The organism is Novosphingobium sp. NBM11 (assembly GCF_015390225.1).
GTDB lineage: Bacteria > Pseudomonadota > Alphaproteobacteria > Sphingomonadales > Sphingomonadaceae > Novosphingobium.
On sequence record NZ_VUOG01000001.1, the window covers coordinates 161,360 to 185,116 of the forward strand.

The following is a 23,757-nucleotide window of genomic DNA, read 5'->3' on the forward strand; positions in this document are numbered from 1 at the left end:
GGGCTAGAAAGAGGCGGAACAGGCCGCGCGAAGGCTTCGCGGCCCGGCACCGAGGGTAACGACGTGAACATGCTGAACTGGTTCGAGAAGCAGGCTCCCATCCGAGAGAAATTCCGCGCCCTGCTGTTCGTGCATACGGGCCTTGCCGTTCTCGGCCTGCTGGCGACACTCTGGGTGGGCCTGGGCGGCGGGCTGATCCTGCCGCTGATCGCCTCGACCGTCGTCGTCGCGCTTTCGGCCGTGACCGTGATCGTCAGCGGCGAACGCATCTGCACGCCTTACGTGAACACCGTCGTCCGCATGGAAGCGCTCGCCCGCGGCGATCTCGACAGCCCGATCCACTATACCAACCATACCGACTGCGTCGGCCGGATGACCAAGGCTATGAGCGTATTCCGCGAAAACGCGCTGGACTTGCGATCCTCTTCCGCAACCCGTGACACGGTGAGCAACGCGATGACCGAGGCCCTGTCGCATCTTGCCCAGGCCGATCTGTCCTATCGCATCGATACCGGCTTCCCGGAATCGCAGGAGCAGATCCGCTGCGATTTCAACCGCGCCGCCGAAGCGCTGGCGGGTACGCTGTCCTCCGTTGCCACCTCCGCCATCTCGATCGACAGCAGTTCGGGCCAGATCCGCACCGCGTCGGACGACCTGGCCGCGCGCACCGAGCAACAGGCCGCCTCGATCGCCAAGGCCAGCGAATCCATGCGGGCCGTCACCGCGCTGGTCGAACAGAACGCCGGCAGCGTGGCCGATGTCGACAAGTCGATCGCGGATGCCCATCGCGGCGCCACGCAGGGCGGCGAAGTCGTGGAGCAGGCGGTCGCGGCGATGACGATGATCCAGAAATCGTCGCAGGAAATCACCCAGATCATCAACGTAATCGATGGCATCGCCTTCCAGACCAATCTCCTCGCGCTCAATGCCGGGGTGGAAGCCGCGCGCGCGGGCGATGCCGGCAAGGGCTTTGCCGTCGTCGCCAACGAAGTGCGCGCCCTGGCGCAGCGCTCCGCCGATGCCGCGCGGGAGATCAAGGATCTCATCACCAACAGCAGCGATCATGTGAACCAGGGCGTGACGCTGGTCGGCGAAACCGGCCGCGCGCTGGGGCAGATCGTGACGCGCGTGGGCGAAGTCAGCCAGCTGACCAAGACCATCGCCGAATCCGCGCGGCAGCAGTCGGAAATGCTGCGCGACGTGAACGAAACCGTGACCCAGATCGACCTCATGACCCAGCAGAACGCCGCGATGGTGGAGGAAAGCACCGCCGCATCGCGCAGCTTGGCGCAGCAGGCGGGCAATCTTTCGGCACTGGTGGCACACTTCAACACGGCGGGCGGGCAAGCATCGAGGCCGCCGGCACCGTCCGCCGAGATCGTCGTGCTTGCACCACCGCCGCCTGTCGCTGAACCGTTGGAGATCGTCGAGCGCACGCTGCCGGCACCCACGCAGGGCAACCTCGCCCTGAAAGGGTCCGACGATACGCAGGACTGGAGCGAATTCTGAAATCCGGCATCAACTCGGGGCGCTGCAGCCGCAGGGCGGGCAGCGCGAAGGGCGCCGGAGTGATCCGGCGCCCTTCCTTCAGGCCCGACCCGAAGGGCCTTCAACTGTCAGAGTTCAGACGCCGCCACGGTTCCGGCAGCTGTCCTGCACCGTCTTCGAACACAGCGGGTAGGCCTTGGCCGCGGCGCCATCAGCCGAAGCCATGTTCCCGCGCGGTGCCGCTTCCGACGGGGCATCGGCCGTGGCGGCCGGTGGCGCGGAGGCGGGAGCCGCCGCAGCCGACGGCTTGCCGCTCACCTGGGCCACGATCGTCGGCCACACCTGTTCACGCTGATCGGGCGTCATGGCGAAGACCTGGCCCCGTTGCTGATCGCTCAGCGCCCACCAGCCAGCCTGGCGATCGGGCGCAAGCGACCAGAAATATTCCTGCTGGCTGGCCGGCCACGCGTCGTACTTGGCCTTCTTGTCCGCCGGCCATGCATCGTACTGCGCCTTCTGCTCGGCGCTGGGGCTGAACGTGGTGGTGGCGGTCGAAGCGTCCGCAGAGGAAGCCGGCGGAGTGGCCGCTTCCGGAGTCGCCGCTTCGGGGGGAACGGGTGCCGTGGTATCGGCGGGCGGAGGAGTGGTGGCCTGCGCAAGCGCGGCGGCAGGCAGGGCGGCGGTTGCGAGCGCAAGCGCACTCACGCACAGAAACTTACGCATTTTCAATCTCCTGCTGTCGTCAGGTACTGTGAACAAGCTACGCACGGCCCCTGCCTGCGATCCCGCCAAAGCGGCGGAACGTGCCTTTCGCGCCGACGAGCCGAACCGTGACGGAAACCGGGCGCGACGGGCCGAATGATCGTTGCGACGACCTGTTTTGGTCCCTATCTGTTCACGATGTCCGTTCCCCACCCTACGAATCCCGCAGACAGCGAAGCCTGGCTGGATGGCCTGAACCCGCCACAACGCGAAGCCGTGCTGACGACCGAAGGCCCCGTGCTGATGCTGGCGGGCGCGGGCACGGGCAAGACCGCCGCGCTCACCGCGCGCATGGCATATTTGCTGCGCACGCGCCGGGCGTGGCCGTCCGAAATCCTCTGCGTCACCTTCACCAACAAGGCCGCGCGCGAAATGCGCGAGCGCGTGGGGCAATTGATTGGCCCAGCGGTGGAAGGGATGCCCTGGCTGGGCACGTTCCACGCCATCGCCGCGAAAATGCTGCGCCGTCATGCGGAGATCGTCGGGCTGCAATCGAACTTTACGATCATCGACACCGACGACCAGTTGCGCCTGCTCAAGCAGCTGATCCAGGCGGAAGGGCTGGACGAAAAGCGCTGGCCCGCCCGCCAGCTGGCGGGGCTGATCGACAAGTGGAAGAACCGGGGCCTCAACCCCGCCGATCTCGATGCGGGCGAGAACGAAGCCTACGCCAACGGGCGCGGCCAGAAATTCTACGCGCTCTATCAGGCGCGGCTCCAGGCGCTCAACGCCTGCGACTTCGGCGATCTGCTGCTCCACATGCTCAACGTGTTCCGGCGCGAGCGCGAGGTGCTGGAACAGTACCAGCAGCGCTTCAAATACGTGATGGTGGACGAATACCAGGATACCAACGCGGTGCAGTACCTGTGGCTGCGGCTGATCGCGCAGGCCCGCAAGAACATCTGCGTGGTGGGGGATGACGACCAGTCGATCTATTCCTGGCGCGGCGCGGAAGTGGCCAACATCCTGCGCTTCGAAAAGGATTTCCCCGGCGCCAAGGTGATCCGGCTGGAGCAGAACTACCGCTCCACCCCGCACATCCTGGGCGCGGCGTCCGGGCTGATCGCGGAAAATTCCGAACGACTGGGCAAGACGCTGTGGACCGAACAGAACGGCGGCGACAAGGTCCGCGTCGTGGGCGTGTGGGACGGGCCGGAGGAAGCCCGCCGCGTGGGCGACGAGATCGAGCGGCTGGAACGCGAAGGCTGCGGACTGAACCAGATCGCCATTCTGGTGCGCGCGCAATTCCAGACGCGCGAACTGGAAGACCGCTTCATCCAGATCGGCCTTGGCTATCGCATCGTCGGCGGCTTCCGCTTCTACGAACGCGCCGAAATCCGCGATGCGCTGGCCTACCTGCGCCTGATCGCCTCGCCATCGGACGACCTCGCGTTCGAGCGGATCTACAACACGCCCAAACGTGGGCTGGGCGACAAGACGCTGGAAAAGCTCCACCGCCATGCCCGCGCGCGCGGCGTGCCGCTGTCGCTGGCGGCGGTCGAAATCCTCGATACCGATGAACTGCCCGCCCGCGCGCGCGGCACGCTGACCGCGCTGATGCGCGATTTCGCGCGCTGGCGCGATGCCTCGAAAACGCTGGTGCCGGCGGAACTGGCGCGGACCATCCTCGATGAAAGCGGCTATACCGCCGCGCTTCAGGCCGAACGCAGCGCGGAGGCGAACGGGCGGCTGGAAAACCTGTCCGAACTCGCCCGCGCGATGGAGGATTACGAGACGCTGGGCGATTTCCTCGAACACGTCAGCCTCGTGATGGACAACGAAGCCGCGCCCGATGACGAGAAGGTCACGGTGATGACGATCCATGCCGCCAAGGGGCTGGAGTTCGACCAGGTGTTCCTGCCGGGCTGGGAGGAAGGCGTGTTCCCCTCGCAACGCGCGCTCGACGAAGGCGGCCTTGCCTCGCTGGAAGAGGAACGCCGGCTCGCCTACGTCGCCATCACCCGCGCGCGCAAACGCTGCACGATCCTGCACGCCGCCAACCGCCGCATCTATGGCCAGTGGACCAGCTCGATCCCCAGCCGCTTCATCGGCGAACTGCCGCAAGGGCATATCGAGGAAGAGACGACCCTGTCCGGCGGCGCGTCGCTATGGCGCGCGAACTGGTCGGAACAGAGCGATCCCTTCGCCGACGTCGCGCGCGCGCAACCGTCGCGCGGCGTGGGCCGCGGCCCCGGCTGGCAGCGTGCGGCGGCGCAGAGCTATGACCCCGCCCCTCGCCGCATTCCCGAAGCGACCCGCAGCGCCGCGAGCTTCGCCGCCAAGCCGCGCGCCGACATCGCCATGGGCGCACGCGTGTTCCATGACAAGTTCGGCTACGGCACCGTCGCCGCGCAGGAAGGCAACAAGCTGGAGATCGATTTCGAAACCGCCGGTCGCAAGCGCGTGATCGACAGCTTCGTCAAGCCGGCGGGGTAGTCTACTCGATCATAGCTTCGACTGTTTCATGAGGGTAAGCCACGAACTCCCGGTATATCTGGAAGTGCGGTGTCTCCTCGAGGCTGATCGGCCGCAAGCCGTAAGCGTCGACAAACTGAAGATCTGCGTCGGGCAATGCCATCAACAGCGGCGAGTGCGTGGCAATGATGACCTGCGCATTGGCATTGCGCTGCATCCGCCTGAGAATCTTCAAGAACTCGAACTGCTTGTATGGTGAAAGCGCCGATTCCGGCTCGTCGAAAATAAACAGGCCTTGGCGATCGAGCCTCTCCTCGAAAAATTGCAAAAAGCCTTCGCCGTGCGAAGAGGAGTGGAAGTCTGCATATAGCGATCCGGCATCGTCCAAATATCGAGCCACTGAAAAGAAAGTCTCGGCCCGAAAGAACCAGCCGTCACGAATCTGCGGGAGCCAGGCGCCGCGAAGCGCATTTCCCACCTCTCCGGCATCCTGCCCCGAGACCTCGGAGCCCGAAACCGCCGCCATGCCCGGGCCGCCACCGCCATCTTTGAAGCCGGCCAGTCCGGCGATTGCTTCAAGCAGCGTAGACTTCCCCGCACCATTCTCGCCGACAAAAATCGTGACGGCGGCAGAGAAGGAAAAGGCAAACTCGCCCTTCCCGAACAGCGGTAATGAAAAGGGATACGCCTCCCAGTCGAGGTCAGCCCTCCCGTCCTCCGCAAACCATATCCGCTTCAAATAAGGCGGTGGCAGGGAAGTGGTGGATCTCTTTCTGGCCATCCCAGGAGGTTATCGCAGAAAGCCATTCCTGCAACTGCGGCCAATCGCTGGTCAAAGCGCCGAAACGTTCAGGAATCCCGGTATCGGCCCGTTCCACGCGCCCGGTTCGCTCGGCGGTTCCGCATCCTGATAGCGTGGCGCGCGATCCGCCGGCGCCTCGCGGCGGGGCCGCGCTTCGCTGCGGGGCGGGCGGGCGCGGGAGGGTGATGCTTCTTCCTCCGGCGCGCGCGGTTCGGCCTTGCGGCCGCGCTTCGGCTTTTCGGCCGCTGCGGGTCTTTCCTCGCGCGGCTTGCGGGCCGGCCGTTCCTCCGCCGGAGCGCCAGCGATATCGAGCTTGATCTCGGGAATCGGGGCGCCGGTAAGCTTCTCGACGTTCTCGATCGCTTCGGCATCCTCCGGCGCGACGAGCGTGAACGCGCGGCCGGTGGCCCCGCCTCGCCCGGTGCGGCCGATGCGGTGGACGTAATCGTCCGGGTGCCACGGCGTGTCGAAGTTGAAGACGTGGCTCACGCCCTTGATGTCCAGCCCGCGCGCGGCAACGTCGGACGCGCACAGGATGTTGATGTCGCCCGACTTGAAGCGGTCCAGTTCGGCGATGCGGCTGGACTGGTCCATGTCGCCATGAATCTCGCCGGCGGCAAAGCCGTGGCTCTTGAGGCTCTTGGCCAGTTCGCGCACGGTGGTCTTGCGGTTGGCGAAGATGATCGCGGTGGTCACGTTGTCGTTGCGCAGCAGGTGGCGCAGCACTTCGCGCTTCTGCCGGCTGCCGACCTTCACCTTGTGCTGGGCGATGCTGGCGTTGTTCGAAGCAGGCCGCGCGACCTCGATGTACTTCGGATTCGACAGGAAACGATCCGCCAGCTTCTTGATCGGCGGCGGCATCGTCGCCGAAAACAGCAGCGTCTGCCGCTGCGCCGGCAGCTTGGTGCAGATGTTCTCGATGTCCGGAATGAAGCCCATGTCGAGCATCCGGTCGGCTTCGTCGATCACCAGCAGGTTGCAGCCCGTGAGCAGGATCTTGCCGCGTTCGAACAGGTCCATCAGCCGGCCGGGGGTGGCGATCAGCACGTCCACGCCTTCGGACAGGGCCTTGATCTGATCGCCCATCTGCACACCGCCGATCAGCAGCGCCATCTTGAGATCGTGGTTCTTGCCGTACTTCTCGAAATTCTCGGCCACCTGCGCGGCGAGTTCGCGTGTCGGCTCCAGGATGAGCGAACGCGGCATCAGCGCGCGGCGGCGGCCATGGGCGAGGATATCGATCATCGGCAGCACGAAACCGGCGGTCTTGCCGGTGCCCGTCTGCGCGATGCCGATCAGGTCGCGCATCATCAGCACGCTGGGGATGGCCTGCGCCTGGATCGGAGTCGGCTCGTCATAGCCGGCGTCCGTCACCGACTTCAGCAATTCGTCAGACAGGCCGAGATCGGCAAACTTCATCAGCGACAATTTCCGAAAGAAGCGGGGCCGGATATACTCCTCCCCGACCGTCGCCGCATGACGCCGGTTCCCTTAGCGCGCGCTTTGACCATTGCGGGGCCAAAGTCAAGGAAACCCGAGAACTTCGGACGCTTTCAGGCTTAATTTTCGCAATGGTGGCGTTTTGGGATCAGTTTTCGGGAACGAGCTCGCGCATGCGGCTGATCTCGCAGGTCGCCCCGGCGCGTGAATGAATGGTGTCGCGCCCGGCACAAAGCATCCCGTCGGCGGTCTGCTCCACATAGAAGCCCAGATAGAAATCGCGCGCGTTGCAGGATTTGTCGAGGCTGGCGCCGATGACGCGGCGATCGCGCATGAACAGCACCAGCCGGTCAGCCATATCGCGCTGCACGCCGGCGATCCCGGCCACGGGCAGGCAACGTGCGGACTTGCGCTCCCGCAGGCGCATCGGCCCGGGAGGCGGTGGAGGCGGCGCGAACGAATCACGGCCCGGCGCGCGCGGCGCGATGCGAATAATCAGGCGCTGTTCGATACGGACCTGATCCCAGGAATCCTCTGGAAACCCGCCTGTCCACTCCGCTAGCGGTCCTCCGCCGAAACGGCCGTCACCGGCGAACCCGCCGATAAGCGGCGGCCCTTCCGGCGCCACGGCCGTCGGCCACGGATCGCCAACGCCCTCTCCTCCCGCCACGGCGGGAAACAGCAGCGCGAACGGCGCTAGAAATGCGGCAAGCACCATCATGGAAGGAAAACGGCCAACCTGATCCCTCATCCCGCACGCGAACACGCACCCCCCGGCAGGTGTCGCTGCGAATGTTGCTTCGTTACATCGTCCTGTTGAACGGCTGCTTAACCCGATTGCCGGACCGGATGACAAGCAGATTTGAATTGCAGCACCCCGACGCGCGGCCTAGCGCTGCCGGATGTCCACATCCTTTTCGCCGACCGCCTTTCTTGAAGAAGCAACCGCCCTGCTCGGCCCCAAGGGCATCACCGCCGATCAGGAGGCCATGGACGGGTGGCTGACCGACTGGCGCGGGCGCTTCACCGGTCGCGCGCTGGCCATGGCATCGCCCGCCGATACGGACGAGGTGGCGGCCCTGGTCAAGCTTTGCGCCCGGCATGGCGTTCCGATCGTGCCTCAGGGCGGCAACTCCGGCATGTCTGGCGGGGCAACGCCCGACCGGACCGGCAACGCGCTGTTGCTCACCCTGCGCCGTATGAACGCCATCCGTGCCATCGACACCGAAAACCGCACCGCTACCTGCGAAGCGGGCGTCGTGCTGCAAGTGCTGCACGAAGCGGCCGAAAAGGAAGCCTTGCGCTTTCCGCTTTCGCTGGGCGGCAAGGGTTCGGCGACGGTGGGGGGCCTCATCTCCACCAATGCCGGCGGCACGCAAGTGCTGCGCCACGGATCGATGCGCGCGCTGGTGCTGGGGCTTGAAGCGGTGCTGCCCGATGGTTCTGTGTTCGATGCGCTCACCCCGCTGAAGAAGGACAATCGCGGTTTCGACCTGAAGCAGCTGCTGATTGGATCAGAAGGCACGCTTGGCATCGTCACCGCCGCCACGCTCAAGCTGGAACCGGCGGTTGCTGCGCGCGCGGTGCTGTGGGCGGGCGTGGAATCGCTCCCGGTCGCGCGTACCCTGCTGCTGCACGCCGAAAGCGTCGCCGGCGGCGCGCTGGAGGGTTTCGAGGTACTGCCGCAGCACAGCCTCGATGCGGTGATCGATTAGGGTCTGACTCAAATTCCGTGCAGATTTGACATTTCTGCGCTGTGTGCGGCCAACTGGATTGGGGGTCAGCAAGGAGCACACGTCGATGGCCTCGAAAGCATGGGACAGTAGCCTGCAGTTACCGGGATTAATCGTGGAAAGCCGGACTGTGATCGACGGAATCGTCGAGATGTCGGGCCGATTGGCGGCCGTGGGAGCGGATTGCCCGGATTGCGCGATGCCATCGACGTCTCTCCACAGTCGATATGACCGCATGCTTTCGGATTTGCCGGTCAGCGGCAGCATCGTCAGGCTGAGACTGTCGGTTCGACGGTTTCGGTGCACGCATACCCTTTGTCCAAGGCGCACGTTCAGCGAGCCGCTGGCGCCGCCGGTTGGCCGGCGATATGGCCGCAGGGTGGGTCGTTGCGACGCGCTAGTGCGCGCGGTGGCGGTCGCGCTGGGTGGTAGGCCGGGCTCGCGCATGATGGCGCGTCTGTCGGCGCCTTGGTCGCGCGACACGATGCTTCGAGTTCTGAGACGCAGCGATCCTGCCTCCGTGCCGCCGCCACCTGCGCGGGTGGTTGGCATCGACGACTTCGCTTGGCGCCGCGGCCACAGCTACGGGAGCATCGTGGTCGATCTCGAACGACGCGAGGTGATCGACCTGCTTCCCGATCGTCAGCGCGACACGGTCATCGCCTGGCTGCGCCAGAACCCGCAAGTCGAAATCATCTGTCGCGACCGTGGTCCGGGTTATGGTGCGGCCGCAAGCGAGGCGGCGCCGCAGGCACAGCAGGTGGCCGACCGCTGGCACCTGTTCGAGAACGCCTCGGCAGCATTTCTGGCGGCAGTGCGTTCGGAAATGCCATGTTTGCGGCGCGCGCTGGCGCCGACGGGGCCGGTCGATCCGGCGACCCTGACCCGTGCCGAGCGCATCCAGTGGGATGGCTACCAATTGCGCGAGGCCCTCAACCGCCAGATTATCGATCTGGCCGGGCAAGGCGTGCCGATCAGGGTCATGGCACGCACGACCGGCGTGTCGCGCAAGACCATCCGCAAGGTCCTGCGCGGCCAGCGTCACGACACCTTCCGCACGCGCCAGAGTTCGCTCGATGTCTGGTCGCTGACCCTCGAGGCGGAGTGGAATGCAGGCTGCCGGATTGGGGCTGAACTGTGGCGGCGGCTGAAGGCTTCCGGTTTTGGCGGTTCGCTGCGCGTAGTCAGCGAATGGGCGACCCGTCGTCGTCGCGACGAAAAACTTGGCCACACCGGCGGTGCGGGGCTGAGTGCACGGACCATCGCGCGCAGCATGACCACCGAGCGCGACACCGGATCAGCGCAGACCGCCCTGATAAACGCGGTGATCGAAAAGGCCGTGCCAGCGCTAATCAGCGCACGCGAGGCTCTCGATTGCTTCCACGCCATGATGCGCTCAAAGGACAAGGCCCGGCTCGATCCTTGGATCGCCATGGCGGCCGAGACCAAGCTTGCTGGGTTCGCTGCCGGCGTCGAAGCCGACAAGGACGCCGTTGCCGCCGCGATCTCGACGCCGTGGTCCAGCGGTCAAGTCGAGGGCAAAGTCAACCGCCTCAAGGCCATCAAGCGCCAGATGTACGGGCGCGCCAAAATCGACCTTCTCAAAGCCAGAGTTATGGCGCCAGCGTGACCTGGATTGCACGGAATTTGAGTCAGACCCTCGATTACCTGCCGACGGCGCGCGCACCGCTGGCGGAACCCCATCCCTGGCATGTGCTGATCGAACTGGTTGCCGATGCCGACCGAGCGGAAGGCCTGCCCGACCTGGCCGAACGCCTGCTGATCAGCGCGTTCGAGGCGGGGCTGGTCACCGACGCGACGATCGCCGCAAGCGAGACTCAGGCCGAACAGATGTGGCTGATCCGGGAATCGATCGCCCCGGCGGAGCGCGCGATCGGCCCGGCGGTCCAACACGACATCAGCGTGCCGGTGGAGCGAATGCCCGAATTCGTCGAAACGGCCGTTCCACTGATCGAAGCCGCCTGGCCCGGCACCCGCGCGGTGGGCTTTGGCCATCTGGGCGATGGCAACATCCATTTCCACGTTCTGGCGCCCTCCGGGGTCGATGCCGCGGAATGGCAGGCAGGCGATGGCAAGGCGATCAGCCGCCAGGTCCACGATCTCGTCACCCAGTGGAAGGGGTCGATTTCGGCCGAACACGGCATCGGGCAACTCAAGCGCGACGAACTGGAGCGGCTGGGCGATCCGGTGGCGTTGCACATGATGCGTGCCATAAAGCAGGCGCTCGATCCGCAGGGGCTGATGAATCCCGGCAAGCTGATCTGAAACGGTTCGCCGTGGCCCTGCAAGGGTGTGGATGCGTGGTTACCGGCCTTGCCTCGCCCCGATGGACCGCTTAAAGCCCCTGTTCCCGCCGGACCCGCGGCCCGCCCGCGCGTTTTCGCGAAAGTTTTTTCGGAGAGACCTCATGGCCAGCGCGCCGCAAGCCAACCTTCCGTTGTTCTACAATGACCTGATGCCGCTCAACAGCCGCGATCACGCCACCTGGCATGCCCGTGGCGCGAATGCCGCTCCGTGGCTGATCGACCAGCACGCCGTGCCGCTGACGGTGGAAGAGTTTCCGCAGGCCGCGCGCCATTTTCCCATCGTGTTCTCGTCGGGCGACAACCCGGTGCCGCTGGCGCTGATGGGGCTGAACGAAGGCGTCAACGTGTTCGTCGACAGCGAAGGCAAGGTCGATCAGCCGGTCTATCTGCCGGCCTATGCCCGCCGCTATCCGTTCCTGCTGGCCAAGCTCGATCCCAGCAGCGAGGAACTGTCGCTGTGCTTCGATCCGTCCTCCGGTCTGATCGGAGAGTTCGAGGAAGGCGACGCACTGTTCAACGGCGATCAGCCGTCGGACGCGACCAAGGCCGCGCTGGAATTCTGCGAACAGTTCGAACAGGCCGGGATGCGCACGCAGGCTTTCATCGATGAATTGAAGAAGCACAACCTGCTGATGGACGGCGAAGTCTCGATCCAGCAGACCGGTCTGGAGCAGCCGTTCGTCTATCGCGGCTTCCAGATGGTCGATCAAGAAAAGCTGCGCGAAACCCGTGGCGACGTGCTGCGCGGCTGGGCGCAGAGCGGCCTTCTGCCGCTGCTCTACGCCCATGTCTTCTCGCTCGATCTGATGAGCACGATCTTCGGCCTGCAGGCACAGCAGGGCAAGGGTCCGGTTCCGGCGATTCCCGTTCCGGCGGAATGAATCACCAGCCGCAGGCTGGAAACCCGCTTTATTTCAAGAGTGTGAATGCGGTGGTCGGATTAGCGTCCGGCCGCCGCATTTTTTTGCGCGCAGTCGCCAAAACGCAGCAAAAATTCCAAACGAAACCACTTGCGCGCCCATGGCGCCTCACCTATCTTTAGTACGTCGCATCGGTGCTCCCCTCATGGCCCGGTGTGACTGGTGCACTTTGTGCACCTCCTCCCTGAACCTTGGCCACCTGGAGCATGTCTCCAGGTGGTTTTTTATGGGGTTTCTGCGTGAGGATCGTCCGAACCGAGAGCCGGTTGACCGCTCCGGTTTCCTCGCCGGCCCACCTGCCTCGCTGATCTACTCGGCGGCCGCGCGCCACCGTTCGCGTTGCCGATCGCGGCCCAGTTCGGCCACATCGCCGGCCAGCCGCTGGACCATGCCCACCAGCAGCGCGATCGTTTCATCCATGCCCGGCCCCGGTTCGCTGAATCGGGCATCAAGGTAGCAGCGCCGGTCGATCTCGATCTGGATGCAGTGAATGCCTTCCTTGCGCCGCGCATGCCGCTCCAGCACGTAGCCGCCGGCATAAGGCCGGTTGTGCGCCGCCAGCCGCCGCGCCGCCGCGAAGTGCGCGAAGGCAGAAGCGACCAGCGCGCCGGCGCAACTCGCCCCGAACCGGTCGCCCAGCACGAATTCAGGCGCAGGCTCCGCTCCGCAATAGGCCGTAAGCGGCGGCATCGAATGAAGATCGATCAGCAGAGCCGCTCCCCAGCGGTCGCGCGTGTCTTGCAGCGCATCGCCCAGGGCGCTGTGATAGGGTTCGTGGACCAGCGCGATGCGATCGTCCAGTTCGGCCCGGTCCAACCGCCGCTTCCACAGTTCCCCCAGCCCCGGCAGCCGGCGCGGGATCAGGCCCAGCCCGGTGCGCGCCCGATGGGCAAGGCCCTGCAGGGCGGAAGAAGCATCGGGCGGCGGGCCGCCAACCATATCCCAGTCGATGTCGTCGGCAGCGCGATTGAGATCGATCATCGCGCGCGGCGCATGGGCGACCAACAGCGAGGCGCCGGTCTGCCGCGCCACCGCATCGGCCACGAGGTCGACATAGCGGTCTTCCAGGCGCAGCGCGGCGAACGCCGGGTGGCGCATCCGGTCCAGCAAGGTCCGGGCATAGCTGCGCCCGGCGTGCGGCACAGCGATGATGACGGGAATCGCGGACGGCTCCACCAGCCGCAGCGCATAGGCGGGCACATCCGGGCAGCCGGGCACTGCCCCGCCCTGCAGCAGGCGCGAATCGCCCCCTGGATCGCCTTCGTCACGCATGGAATAAAGCTGCAACTGATTCGCGGCTGTGTCAAAGTCGGCCACCGCGAACAAGGGCGCAGAAACTTAACCCATCCCGGTATATATTCGTTTCCTGCCATGCCTTAAACCAAAACGTTACGACATGGCCCGATGAGGCGACCACTCGAATCGCGAAGGTAATCATGATCCGGATTCTACTGGCCGAAGACGAAGAAGCGATGCGCACCTATCTTGCGCGCGCCCTGGAAAACGCCGGGTACAGCGTGGTTGCGGTCGATCGCGGAACGGAGGCCCTGCCCCTGCTGCGGTCGGAACACTTCGATCTGCTGCTGTCCGACATCGTCATGCCCGAGATGGACGGCATCGAGCTTGCCAAGCATTGCGCCGAGATCAGCCCCGAAACGCGGGTTATGTTCATCACGGGCTTTGCCGCCGTCACGCTCAAGTCCGATCGCGAGGCACCGCAGGCCCGTGTCCTGTCCAAACCGTTCCACCTGCGCGACCTGGTGCTCGAAGTCGAACGCGTCTTCGCCGATGGCGCGCTGACGGGGGCCGGGCCTTACGCCTGACAGCCCGCCAGGCGCGCGCACGGGATGGGGAAAAGAGCCTGCAAAAGTCTCTTGCCAGCATTCCCAAGCGCCGCTAATGGGCTGCCTCCCGCGCCGGAAACGGCCGGGCGCACGATGGTTCGGGCGTATAGCTCAGTGGTAGAGCACTATGTTGACATCGTAGGGGTCGCAAGTTCAATCCTTGCTACGCCCACCATCGAAAAAGCCCGCTAAGCCCTTGGCTTGAGCGGGCTTTTTTCATGGCGATCATGACATTCGCCGACACAAGGCGCGGAACGCCCACCCCGCTGCGACTAGCACCACCTGCGGCGGCGCACGTCTCGCTCCCCTCCCGCCCGCGGGAGGGTTTGGGGGTGGGAAATGCCCCAGCCGGCATTTGACCTCCGCGTTTATTATGGCATTATGCGTGCCACAATAATCAACTGGGGGATGCCATGGAGATCCTGCGCACGCCGGACGAACGCTTTGCCGGCCTGGATGGCTTTGATTTTTCGCCGCATTACAGCGAGGTGATCGACGGACAGGACGGTACGCGCCTGCGAATCCACCATCTCGACGAAGGCCCGCGCGATGCCGCGCCGGTGCTGCTCATGCACGGCGAGCCGAGCTGGTGCTACCTCTATCGCCGTTTCATCCCCGATCTCGTCGCGCGCGGTCATCGTGTCGTCGCCCCCGACCTCGTCGGCTTCGGCCGCTCCGACAAGCCCGCGCGGCGCGACGACTATACCTACGAACGCCATGTCCAGTGGATGAGCGACTGGCTGACGCAGCTTGATCTCACCGGCATCACCCTGTTCTGCCAGGACTGGGGCGGCCTGATCGGCCTGCGACTGGTCGCAGCCTTCCCCGATCGCTTCGCCCGCGTGGTCGTCTCCAACACCGGGCTGCCGGTGGGCACGGGTGCAACCGACGGCTTCCGCGCATGGCTCGATTTCAGCCAGAACGTGCCCGTCTTCCCAGTCGGCATGATCGTCAACGGCGGATGCCATCGCGATCTTTCGTCGGCAGAAATCGCCGCCTACGACGCCCCCTTCCCCGACGAAACCTACAAGGAAGGCGCCCGCCAGTTCCCCACGCTCGTGCCGATCACGCCCGAACATGGCTCGGTGGCGGAGAACAAGGCGGCCTGGGACGTGCTGGCGCGTTTCGACAAGCCGCTGCTGACCGCCTTCGGCGCCGAGGATGCCATCACACGCGGCGGCGAACGGCCGTTCATCGATCGCGTTCCGGGCGCGAAGGGGCAGGCGCATACCGTGCTGCAGGGCGCGGGCCACTTCCTGCAGGAAGATGTTCCCGCCGAGCTTTGCACGATCATCGACACACTCATCCGCGGCTAAGGGAGGCCACCATGGAAGTCGTCAACGCCGTCACCCCCGGCCCCGAACAGATCGCCGCCTTCTTCGGCAGTGGCGAGGACGGGCCGTTCGTGATGATCAACCTGCTCAAGTTCAAGCCGCACGCAACCTATGCCGATGGCAGCGAACCCGAACTGACCGGACGCGAGGCCTATGCCCGCTATGGCGCGGCGGTGCAGGCCTGTGTCGCCGCCGTCGGCGGACGGCAGGTCTATGCCGGCGCCGTCACCGGTCTGATGATCGGGGAGGTCGGCGAACTGTGGGACATGGCGGCGCTGGTCGAATACCCCTCACTCGCCGCGATGATGCAGATGATCCAGTCACCGGAATACCAGGCAATCGAGAAGCACCGCCATGCGGGGCTGGCGGGCCAGCTCAACATTCGCACGAAGCCGCTGGGCCGATAGAATGGCGCGGGAGGCGCGAGCCTCCCCGCTTTCACACCGGCGCGAGCGGCTGGTGCGGCTCGGGCGGCAGGCAGACCTCGATAAGGTCCCCCACGGCCATTTCGCCGCCGGACAGGGCCACGCTCATAACCCCGGCCTTGCGCACGAGTTCCCCGTCCGGCCCACGATCGAGCACGGCGGCCAGCAACCCCTTCTGGAATGCCTCGATCTGTGCGCAGGGATTGCGCAGCCCGGTCACTTCCAGTTCTACATCCGGCCCGATGCGCAGCACGGCGCCCCGGGGAGATCGAGAAGGGCGATCCCGGCCGTGACGATGTTCTCGCCAAGGTCGGCAGGCCCAACGGCGAAGCCCTTTTCGCGCAGTTCCTCGAACAGTTCTGCATGGATCAGGTGGACCTGCCGCAAGTTCGGCTGGTCGGGGTTCGCCTTCACGCGGGAGAGGTGCTGGACCTTCTCGCCGGCATGAGCGTCACCCTCGACGCCGATCCCCTGGATCACCTTCACGCGCTCGATCGCCTGTTTCGAGAAGGCATGGTCGCCAGATAGCGCGAGCGAGACCACGCGGGCCGGTGCGGATGGCGCCTTGTCCATATCCGCAACGGCTATCGCGTGCGGCGGCCCGAAGCAACGGAAACCCGGCTACGTCGAATCATCTGACCGACCATGTACGCAGTTCCATGCCCTTGCCGCCGGCCGGCAGGCTGAACACCATGCCGTCCTCGCCCACCGTGATTGTTCCGTCGAATTTCTGGCGCGCGTTGCCGAGATAGGCGGGATACATCGCGCGCGCGGGCAATTGCGGCACGTTGTGGCTGAACACCAGATTCTTCACGCCGGCCTCCTGCGCCTCGGCCGCAGCGGCCTCTGGCGAGGTATGATAACCGGGGATGTCGCTCATGATCTTTGCGAGGCCTGGCTGTCCGCGCTTGCGCAGCGTTTGCTCCATCGGGCTGACCAGCCGGGGCTGCAACCCTTCATGCACCAGCAGGTCCGCGCCGCGCGCGTTGCGCACCAGCAGCGGCGTGGGCGCGGTATCGCCGCTGAACACGATCGAGCGCCCCTTGTAGTCGAAGCGATAGCCCACCGCCGGATCGACCGGCCCATGATCCACGCGGAACGCGGTCACCGTCAGCCCGTCGCGTTGCAACACGGTGACGGGCGTGCCATCGCCCCTTGGCGGCAGCGCGAAAGGATAGGCGGTGCCACCCCTGCCCGATGGCGGCGCAACCGCTGGGCCATGGTGCGCGGTGCGATAGCCCCCGTCGATCGCATAGGCCTCGTTGATGCCCGCCACGACGCGCTCGGTTCCGGCCGGTCCGTAGATCGGCAGCGGCACGGTGGCATTCGCCCCGGTCCAGCGCAGCAGCATCATCGGCCCCAGCCCATCGATATGGTCGGAATGGAGATGCGTGAGGAACACCGCCTCGACATGGCCATTGGGAATGCGCATCAGCGTCATGTTACGTGCGCCGCCCTCACCCGCATCGACGACGAAGACATGCTTGCCGGCGATTACCACGCTGCACGGCCCGGCGCGGGTGGGATCGGGCAGCGGAGAACCGGAGCCGCACAAGGCCACATGCAGCCCCTCGGGCAGTTCCTGCGTGGCATCCACGCCGGCACGCGCATCGATCGCCAGCCGCGCCATCGCCAGTCCGATCGGCGCCGGAAATGCCGCCAGCGCCAGCACGCCGGCGAGCATCGCACCACCAAGGCCCCATTTCACCGCCCCGTGCATCCGCGTTCTCCCTTCCTGTTTTGCGGAAAGATACGCGATATTATGGCATTTACAATGCCGATATATTGCCACGCGCCCGGAACGTGATAGTCTGGCTCGAACAGTGGGGAGAGAATGACATGAAAAATGCCATGCGCGTGATCGCCGGCCTGCTCGGCCTGTTCAATGTGGCGATCGGCCTCGGTTTCCTGCTCGATCCGGCGATCGCGGGCCAGCGCTTCTTTCTGGCCTCGCTCGGGTCGCAGGGAATGGCAACGCTGCGAGCCGATTTCACCGCGCTGTTCGTGGGCATGGGGTTGTTCGCGCTGGCGGGCGCCTGGAAGGCCAGCCGCGCGCTGGTGCTGGTCCCGGTGGCGCTCCTGCCGCTGGCGCTGATCGGACGCGGCGTCAGCCTGATCGCCGATGGCGCGCCCGCCACGGCCTTTCCGCCGATGGTGGTGGAAGCCGCGATGATCGCGATCCTGGTGCTTGCGGCACGCAGTTTCGACGAGAAGCGGGGCTGAGGCCATCCGCGCCTGCCCCTCCACGCTTGACCGTTGCAATCGATCGCGGGCTTGGTAGGGCGCAAAACGGAAATGCAAGCGCATACTGGACATACGGGATTGCCACAGAAACAGGCCACCATGGACATCACCGCGACGGACGGACGCCGCAAGCGTTCGGAAACCAGCCGTCAGCGCATTGTCGAGGCGATGATCGCGCTGGTGGGCGAAGGGCACATGAGCCCCAGCGCGGAACAGGTGGCGACGCGTGCCGGCGTGGGCCTGCGCACCGTGTTTCGCCACTTTGCCGACATGGACAGCCTTTACGCCTCGATGGCGCTACGGCTGGAGCGCGAATACGAGGACTGGCTCGATCCGTTCGAGGGGCCAGACTGGCGGGCCAAGCTGGCGGAAATGATCGAACGCCGGCTAAGCACCTATGAAAAGCTGATGCCCTACAAGCGCGCTGCCGATGGCCACCGCCATTCGCTGCCCACGATCCAGCGCAACTACGGGCAGAGGCTGGCGATGATGCGCGAACGGCTGGTCGCAATCATGCCTCCCGCGATCGCCGAGGATCCGATCCTGCTGGAAACGATGGACCTACTGCTCAGCTTTGAAACCTGGCAACGCCTGCGGCTGGACCAGCACCTGCCCCCGCCTCAGGCGCGCGCGGTGATCGAAAGCGCGGTGGCACGGCTGACCGAAACGGTCAGTCCCTGACCGCGCGGCGCAGCCCGGCGGCAAGTTCGTCGAGCGTCTGCGCCATTTGCCCCAGCCGCGCATGGTCGATGCCGATCGCCTCGCCGATCTGCGGCGGCACGCATTCGATATCGATCGCCAGCGCCCTGCCCGCGTCGCTCAGGCTGACCCGCACCACGCGTTCGTCGCGCGTATCGCGCCGGCGCTCGACCAGCCCGGCCGCTTCCAGCCGCTTGATCAGCGGCGTCAGCGTGTTTGATTCCAGGAACAGCGCTTCGCCCAATTCGCTGACCGTCCGCCCGTCGCGCTGCCGCAGCGCCACCAGCACCAGGTATTGCGGATAGGTCAGCCCGAAGCGATCGAGCACCTGCTTGTACAGGCGGTTAAACGCCAGCCCCGCCGCATAGACGGAAAAGCACAAGTAGCCTTCGAACGGGCCAGCGGCGGTTTGGGAAGCGTCTGTCATTCCCCGAAATATAAATCGCACACGATTTAATCGCAAGAGGTTGACGACTCGGTGCGGCGAACGCATATAGGTCGTACACGATTTAATCGCCCTCGATTTTAACTCTTCTCAAGCAAAAGGAAGCATCCCATGAGCACCAAGATCCTCTATTCGACCAGCGCCACTGCCACCGGAGGCCGCGATGGCCGCTCGCGCACCGCGGACGGTTCGCTGGACGTTGTGCTCGCAAGCCCCAAGGAGCTGGGCGGCAACGGCCAGGGCAACAATCCCGAACAGCTGTTCGCGGCCGGCTATGCCGCCTGCTTCCTGGGCGCGATGAAGTTCGCGGCCACGCAGGACAAGAGCCTGCCCCGCGTGCCGGCGGATGCCACGGTGACGGCCACGGTCGGCATCGGTCCGCGCGCCGACAAGGGCTTTGGCCTCGCGGTTTCGCTGGAAGTGAGCCTGCCGGGCGTGGGCCGCGCCGCCGCCGAGGAGCTGGTGGCGGAAGCCGACACGATCTGTCCCTACAGCCACGCCACGCGCGGCAACATTGAAGTCACGCTCAGCGTCGCCTGAGACCATTTCCCGGACAACAAAAGGCCGGACCATCGCGTGATGGCCCGGCCTTTTGCGCATTCGGTGCGTGGCAGCTGCCGCGCGTTACTTGCCCTGCCAGTTCGGCTTGCGCTTCTCGGCAAAGGCTGCGGCGCCTTCGCGCGCGTCCTGCGAGGTGAACACCGGGGTGATATAGGCCTGCTGCTTGTCCCACATGTCGGCCTCGGTCCATTCGTGCGAATCGCGCACGATGGCCTTCGACGCGGCCAGCGCCAGCGGGCCGTTTTCGGCGATGCGCGCGGCCAGTTCCTTTGCCGCCGGCAGCGACGGGCCTTCGACCACGCGGTTGACGAAGCCCAGCTCGTAGGCCCGGGCCGCATCGATGAAGTCACCGGTCAGCGCCAGTTCCATGGCGATACGCGGCGGAATCTGGCGCGGCAGCTTGATGAGGCCGCCGGCCGCCGCGGCCAGCCCGCGCTTCGCTTCGGGAATGCCGAACTTGGAGGCGGAACTGGCCACGATCAGATCGCACGACAGCGCCAGTTCCATGCCGCCCGCCAGCGCATAGCCATCGACCGCCGCGATGATCGGCTTCTTCGGCGTCCACTGCGAAAGGCCGCCGAACCCGCGCCCGGGAAGCGACGGCGATTCCCCGCGCAGGAAGCCCTTGAGGTCCATGCCGGAACAGAAAGTTCCGCCCGCGCCGGTCAGGATCGCGACCTGCAGGCCGGCTTCCGCGTCAAGCCGGTCCATCGCCGCGCTGATGCCTTCGGCCGCCGCCTTGTTCATGGCGTTCTTGGCGTCGGGCCGGTTGATCGTGACCACCAGGACGTTGCCGTCCACTTCGGTCAGCACTTCAGGTTCGCTCATCCCCATCACTCCTGCAAAATTCCCGGACCTTTAACCGGTCACTTAAAATTCTTGGACCGGACCGCTTCCCGTGTCCAGAGGGAGCGGCCGGCGGGGATGCAGAAAATTGCGCTCTAAGACGGAAGTCCGGGGCGTCCTTGCCTTGCACCACGGCGCGCCTCTGCTAAGGGGAGCCTAACTTTTCTCCCCCAGACGAGGCACGGAACGGCTATGGCGAAGATCAAGGTGAAGAACCCGATCGTCGAAATCGACGGCGATGAAATGACGCGGATCATCTGGGAATGGATTCGCGAACGCCTGATCCTCCCCTACCTCGATGTCGATCTCAAGTACTATGACCTGTCGGTCGAAAAGCGCGACGAGACCAACGACCAGATCACCATCGATTCCGCCAACGCGATCAAGCAGTATGGCGTGGGCGTGAAGTGCGCCACGATCACCCCCGACGAACAGCGCGTCGAGGAATTCAGCCTCAAGAAGATGTGGAAGTCGCCCAACGGCACGATCCGCAACATCCTGGGCGGCGTGGTGTTCCGCGAACCCATCGTGATCCAGAATGTGCCCCGGCTTGTTCCGGGCTGGACCGACCCGATCGTGGTCGGCCGTCACGCCTTCGGCGATCAGTACAAGGCTACCGACACCCTGATCCCCGGCCCCGGCAAGCTGCGCCTGGTGTGGGACGGCGTGGACGGCGAGAAGATCGACCTCGACGTGTTCGACTTCCCCTCGCCCGGCGTCGCCATGGCGATGTACAACCTGGACGATTCGATCCGCGACTTCGCCCGCGCCAGCCTCAACTATGGCCTCAATCTCGGCTGGCCGGTCTATCTCTCGACCAAGAACACCATCCTCAAGGCATATGACGGGCGCTTCAAGGACCTGTTCCAGGAAGTCTACGAGACCGAAGGCTTCAAGGAAAAGTTCGCCGCCGCCGGCATCGAATACCAGCACCGCCTGATCGACGACATGGTCGCCTCCGCGCTCAAGTGGAGCGGCAAGTTCGTCTGGGCCTGCAAGAACTACGATGGCGACGTCCAGTCCGATACCGTGGCGCAGGGCTTCGGCTCGCTGGGCCTGATGACCTCGGTACTGATGACGCCGGACGGCAAGACCGTGGAAGCGGAAGCCGCCCACGGCACCGTCACCCGCCACTACCGCCAGCACCAGCAGGGCAAGCAGACCTCGACCAACCCGATCGCGTCGATCTTCGCCTGGACGCGCGGCCTGATCTATCGCGGCAAGTTCGACGATACGCCCGATGTGGTGAAGTTCGCCGAAACGCTGGAACGTGTCTGCATCGAAACCGTCGAAAGCGGCAAGATGACCAAGGACCTCGCGATCCTGATCGGTCCCGACCAGCCGTGGATGACCACCGAAAAGTTCTTCGAGGCGATCGTTGCCAACCTCGAAAAGGAAATGACCGCCTGGAACTGAGCCAGACGCGTTCCTGACGGATACGAACAGAGGCCCCGGCAATGCCGGGGCCTCTTTCGTTTGGCGCGTGCATCCTTGGCGGGCGATGGGGCGCTGCCCACCCCCTACCCCTCCCGCCAGCGGGAGGGGAGAATAAGGGGCATCCCTCGCGAAGCGCTTGCAAGCGATATGATCGCCTTTCATTTTGTTGCTGAGGGCGTTTTCTCTACCGCCGGGGTTGGCAAGGCCGGTTAACGAAGGTTACGGTGCCCCATGGCCGGTTCCCTTGCTCCTTCCGCTGCGCTTTCCGATGCACTGGTCATTCTCGGCGCCGCCGGAATCGTGATCCCGGCTTTCGCCCGTTTCCGCATCACCCCGATCATCGGGTTCATTCTGGTCGGCCTCGCGGTCGGCCCCTATGGCCTGGGCTCGCTGGTCGGGCAGACTCCGTGGCTCTATCACATCACGATTTCCGATCCGGAGGCGATCGCGCCGTTCGCGGAGTTCGGCATCATCCTGCTGCTCTTCGAGATCGGGCTGGAACTGTCGTTCAACCGCCTGTGGTCGATGCGGCGGCTGGTGTTCGGGCTGGGCGCGATGGAGCTTGCGGGCGGCGCGCTCCTGATCGGCCTCGCCCTGATGAGCATCATGGGAGAAAGCCTTTACGCCGCGCTCGGGCTGGGCCTCGCGCTGGCGCTGTCCTCCACCGCGCTGGTCCTGCCCATCTCGGGCACGCAGGGTCCGGTCGGGCGCGCGGCGCTGTCGATGCTGCTGTTCGAGGATATCGCGCTCGTTCCCATCATCTTCCTGCTCGGCGCGATCGCGCCCACGGCGGCGGCGGATGGCGGGGCGGTGCTGCTGGATACGCTGTGGCGCGGCGGTCTCGTCATCATTGCCCTGCTACTGGCCGGGCGCTTCCTGCTGCCAAGCCTGTTCGCGCAGGCCGCGCAGACCAAAAGCCCCGAACTGTTCCTCGCCGCCAGCCTGCTCGTCGTCATCGTCGCGGCGCTGGCCACGGGTGCGGTCGGCCTTTCGCCAATCATGGGCGCGCTGCTCGCCGGCCTGCTGATCGCGGAGACCGAATACCACAACGAGGTCGAGGCGATCACCAAGCCGTTCAAGGGCCTGGCGCTGGGCGTGTTCCTTATCACCATCGGCATGGGCATAGACCTGCGGGTGGTGTGGGCGAACCTTGGCCCGCTGGCGGCGGGCGTGGTTGGCGTGGTGGTGATCAAGGCGCTCGTCACCGGGCTGCTGCTGCGCGTGATGGGCAAGGGCCGGGGCACCGCGCTCGAGACGGGCATTCTCATGGCCAGCCCTTCGGAAACCACCCTGATCGTACTGGCGACGGCCACGCAGGCACAACTGATCCTGCCCGCGACCGCGCAGTTCTGGCAGATCGTCACCGCGATCGGCCTCACCATCACGCCGGCGCTGGCCAAGGTGGGTGAAGCCTTCGCCAAGCGGCTGGAAGCGCGCGAGCCGGCCTCGGCCGACCTGCCGCGCGAGGAGCCGGCCGGCGACCGTGCCGTGATCCTCGGCTTCGGCCGCGTCGGCAGGCTGGTGGGCGAGATGCTGGCAATGCACGATGCGCCTTACATCGCCATCGATTCCGACCCCCGGCTCGTCCGCGAAGCACGCCTCGCCGGCTTGCCCGTACTGTTCGGCAACGTCGCCAGCGAAACGGTGATCGACCGGCTCGATCTCGATCACGCCCGCGCGCTGATCGTCACCATGGACGAGCCGGTGCTGGTCTCGCGCATCGTCAAGAAGCTGCACAAGCTGCGGCCGGAACTGCCGATCATTGTGCGCGCCCGCGACGCGGACCATGCTGGCGAACTCTACCGCGCAGGCGCCTCCCATGCGGTGCCGGAAACGCTGGAAAGCTCGCTGCAACTGTCCGAAGCCGTGCTGGTTGATCTGGGCGTGCCGATGGGGCCGGTGATCGCCTCAATCCACGAAAAGCGCGACGAGCTGCGCCAGCAGATCATGGAAGATGGCGATCTGGCCATAGCTCCCAAGCTGAAGTCCGCGACCCTGCGCGAACGAACTGTCTAATTCCCGTCAGCCTGATCCG

The 23,757-nt window shown here is 65.4% G+C and carries 22 protein-coding genes, 1 tRNA gene and 2 pseudogenes; 15 read left to right on the top strand and 10 right to left on the bottom strand.

Annotated elements, in window-relative coordinates; all coding sequences use genetic code 11:
• The first annotated feature begins 69 nt into the window (after positions 1 to 69).
• Positions 70 to 1,509 (top strand): methyl-accepting chemotaxis protein, encoded by a 1,440-nt coding sequence (locus F1640_RS00820; protein WP_194921014.1) that lies wholly within the window; start codon positions 70 to 72, stop codon positions 1,507 to 1,509.
• 114 nt (positions 1,510 to 1,623) lie between these two features.
• On the opposite strand, the gene F1640_RS00825 is transcribed toward F1640_RS00820, so the two are convergent.
• Positions 1,624 to 2,211 (bottom strand): hypothetical protein, encoded by a 588-nt coding sequence (locus tag F1640_RS00825; protein WP_194917265.1) that lies wholly within the window; start codon positions 2,209 to 2,211, stop codon positions 1,624 to 1,626.
• 177 nt (positions 2,212 to 2,388) lie between these two features.
• On the opposite strand from F1640_RS00825, the gene F1640_RS00830 reads away from it, so the two are divergent.
• Positions 2,389 to 4,686 (top strand): ATP-dependent helicase, encoded by a 2,298-nt coding sequence (locus F1640_RS00830; RefSeq protein WP_125955863.1) that lies wholly within the window; start codon positions 2,389 to 2,391, stop codon positions 4,684 to 4,686.
• A gap of 1 nt (position 4,687) precedes the next feature.
• Here F1640_RS00830 and F1640_RS00835 read toward each other — a convergent pair whose 3' ends face one another.
• The 3 genes from F1640_RS00835 to F1640_RS00845 all read right to left on the bottom strand — a co-directional run bounded on the left by F1640_RS00835 (position 4,688) and on the right by F1640_RS00845 (position 7,535).
• Complete coding sequence (locus tag F1640_RS00835; RefSeq protein ID WP_194917266.1) at positions 4,688 to 5,446, bottom strand: AAA family ATPase; 759 nt, start codon at positions 5,444 to 5,446, stop codon at positions 4,688 to 4,690.
• 51 nt (positions 5,447 to 5,497) lie between these two features.
• On the bottom strand, positions 5,498 to 6,886 hold the full coding sequence (locus F1640_RS00840) for a DEAD/DEAH box helicase (RefSeq protein WP_194917267.1): 1,389 nt from the start codon (positions 6,884 to 6,886) through the stop codon (positions 5,498 to 5,500).
• Between the two features lie 169 nt (positions 6,887 to 7,055).
• Positions 7,056 to 7,535 carry a hypothetical protein gene (locus F1640_RS00845; protein WP_194917268.1) on the bottom strand — a complete coding sequence of 160 codons (480 nt, stop codon included), beginning with the start codon at positions 7,533 to 7,535 and terminating at the stop codon, positions 7,056 to 7,058.
• A gap of 274 nt (positions 7,536 to 7,809) precedes the next feature.
• Between F1640_RS00845 and F1640_RS00850 the strand changes: the two are divergent.
• From F1640_RS00850 to F1640_RS00865, 4 genes and pseudogenes are all read left to right on the top strand, one after another.
• Positions 7,810 to 8,619: pseudogene (locus tag F1640_RS00850) on the top strand (FAD-binding oxidoreductase); the annotation flags it as partial.
• Between the two features lie 88 nt (positions 8,620 to 8,707).
• Entirely contained in the window at positions 8,708 to 10,270 is a 1,563-nt protein-coding gene (locus F1640_RS00855; protein WP_194917272.1) for an ISL3 family transposase, read from the top strand.
• Between the two features lie 14 nt (positions 10,271 to 10,284).
• Positions 10,285 to 10,926, top strand: a pseudogene (locus F1640_RS00860) (FAD-binding oxidoreductase); the annotation flags it as partial.
• Positions 10,927 to 11,068: 142 nt separating this feature from the next.
• Complete coding sequence (locus tag F1640_RS00865; protein WP_124808658.1) at positions 11,069 to 11,848, top strand: SapC family protein; 780 nt, start codon at positions 11,069 to 11,071, stop codon at positions 11,846 to 11,848.
• Positions 11,849 to 12,196: 348 nt separating this feature from the next.
• On the opposite strand, the gene F1640_RS00870 is transcribed toward F1640_RS00865, so the two are convergent.
• Entirely contained in the window at positions 12,197 to 13,159 is a 963-nt protein-coding gene (locus F1640_RS00870; RefSeq protein ID WP_124808659.1) for an N-formylglutamate amidohydrolase, read from the bottom strand.
• Positions 13,160 to 13,323: 164 nt separating this feature from the next.
• Here F1640_RS00870 and cpdR point away from each other — a divergent pair, with 164 nt between their 5' ends.
• From cpdR to F1640_RS00890, 4 genes are all read left to right on the top strand, one after another.
• The gene (cpdR, locus tag F1640_RS00875; protein WP_124808660.1) at positions 13,324 to 13,710 is read left to right on the top strand and encodes a cell cycle two-component system response regulator CpdR; all 387 of its coding nucleotides are present in this window, start codon (positions 13,324 to 13,326) and stop codon (positions 13,708 to 13,710) included.
• Positions 13,711 to 13,831: 121 nt separating this feature from the next.
• Positions 13,832 to 13,906 (top strand) — tRNA-Val (locus F1640_RS00880).
• A gap of 238 nt (positions 13,907 to 14,144) precedes the next feature.
• Positions 14,145 to 15,047 (top strand): haloalkane dehalogenase, encoded by a 903-nt coding sequence (locus F1640_RS00885; protein ID WP_194917276.1) that lies wholly within the window; start codon positions 14,145 to 14,147, stop codon positions 15,045 to 15,047.
• A gap of 11 nt (positions 15,048 to 15,058) precedes the next feature.
• Positions 15,059 to 15,472: a DUF1330 domain-containing protein gene (locus F1640_RS00890; RefSeq protein WP_125955790.1), complete on the top strand. Its 414-nt coding sequence runs from the start codon at positions 15,059 to 15,061 to the stop codon at positions 15,470 to 15,472.
• A gap of 31 nt (positions 15,473 to 15,503) precedes the next feature.
• On the opposite strand, the gene F1640_RS25010 is transcribed toward F1640_RS00890, so the two are convergent.
• From F1640_RS25010 to F1640_RS00900, 3 genes are read right to left on the bottom strand one after another with little or no spacing between them, the layout of a single operon-like run.
• On the bottom strand, positions 15,504 to 15,743 hold the full coding sequence (locus tag F1640_RS25010; protein ID WP_255530143.1) for a hypothetical protein: 240 nt from the start codon (positions 15,741 to 15,743) through the stop codon (positions 15,504 to 15,506).
• On the bottom strand, positions 15,719 to 16,063 hold the full coding sequence (locus F1640_RS25015) for an MOSC domain-containing protein (RefSeq protein WP_255530144.1): 345 nt from the start codon (positions 16,061 to 16,063) through the stop codon (positions 15,719 to 15,721). Before F1640_RS25015 ends, F1640_RS25010 begins: the two co-directional genes overlap by 25 nt.
• A gap of 58 nt (positions 16,064 to 16,121) precedes the next feature.
• A complete protein-coding gene (locus F1640_RS00900) occupies positions 16,122 to 17,210 on the bottom strand; it encodes an MBL fold metallo-hydrolase (RefSeq protein ID WP_194917278.1) in 1,089 nt (362 codons plus the stop codon).
• Between the two features lie 119 nt (positions 17,211 to 17,329).
• On the opposite strand from F1640_RS00900, the gene F1640_RS00905 reads away from it, so the two are divergent.
• Both F1640_RS00905 and F1640_RS00910 read left to right on the top strand, forming a co-directional pair.
• Positions 17,330 to 17,713, top strand: coding sequence for a hypothetical protein (locus F1640_RS00905; protein ID WP_194917280.1), 384 nt, complete (start codon positions 17,330 to 17,332; stop codon positions 17,711 to 17,713).
• A 99-nt stretch (positions 17,714 to 17,812) separates the two neighbouring features.
• Positions 17,813 to 18,415 (top strand): TetR/AcrR family transcriptional regulator, encoded by a 603-nt coding sequence (locus F1640_RS00910; protein ID WP_206694601.1) that lies wholly within the window; start codon positions 17,813 to 17,815, stop codon positions 18,413 to 18,415.
• Here the strand turns inward: F1640_RS00910 and F1640_RS00915 are convergent.
• On the bottom strand, positions 18,405 to 18,860 hold the full coding sequence (locus tag F1640_RS00915; protein ID WP_194917282.1) for a MarR family winged helix-turn-helix transcriptional regulator: 456 nt from the start codon (positions 18,858 to 18,860) through the stop codon (positions 18,405 to 18,407). The two genes, F1640_RS00910 and F1640_RS00915, sit on opposite strands and share 11 nt — an antisense overlap.
• Positions 18,861 to 18,989: 129 nt before the next feature.
• Between F1640_RS00915 and F1640_RS00920 the strand changes: the two genes are divergently transcribed.
• Positions 18,990 to 19,418: an organic hydroperoxide resistance protein gene (locus F1640_RS00920; protein WP_194917284.1), complete on the top strand. Its 429-nt coding sequence runs from the start codon at positions 18,990 to 18,992 to the stop codon at positions 19,416 to 19,418.
• An 84-nt stretch (positions 19,419 to 19,502) separates the two neighbouring features.
• On the opposite strand, the gene F1640_RS00925 is transcribed toward F1640_RS00920, so the two are convergent.
• A complete protein-coding gene (locus F1640_RS00925) occupies positions 19,503 to 20,267 on the bottom strand; it encodes a crotonase/enoyl-CoA hydratase family protein (RefSeq protein WP_124808669.1) in 765 nt (254 codons plus the stop codon).
• A gap of 210 nt (positions 20,268 to 20,477) precedes the next feature.
• Here F1640_RS00925 and F1640_RS00930 point away from each other — a divergent pair, with 210 nt between their 5' ends.
• Both F1640_RS00930 and F1640_RS00935 read left to right on the top strand, forming a co-directional pair.
• Positions 20,478 to 21,701 (top strand): NADP-dependent isocitrate dehydrogenase, encoded by a 1,224-nt coding sequence (locus tag F1640_RS00930; RefSeq protein ID WP_194917286.1) that lies wholly within the window; start codon positions 20,478 to 20,480, stop codon positions 21,699 to 21,701.
• 252 nt (positions 21,702 to 21,953) lie between these two features.
• Positions 21,954 to 23,738, top strand: coding sequence for a cation:proton antiporter (locus F1640_RS00935; RefSeq protein WP_194917288.1), 1,785 nt, complete (start codon positions 21,954 to 21,956; stop codon positions 23,736 to 23,738).
• The last annotated feature ends 19 nt before the right edge of the window (positions 23,739 to 23,757 follow it).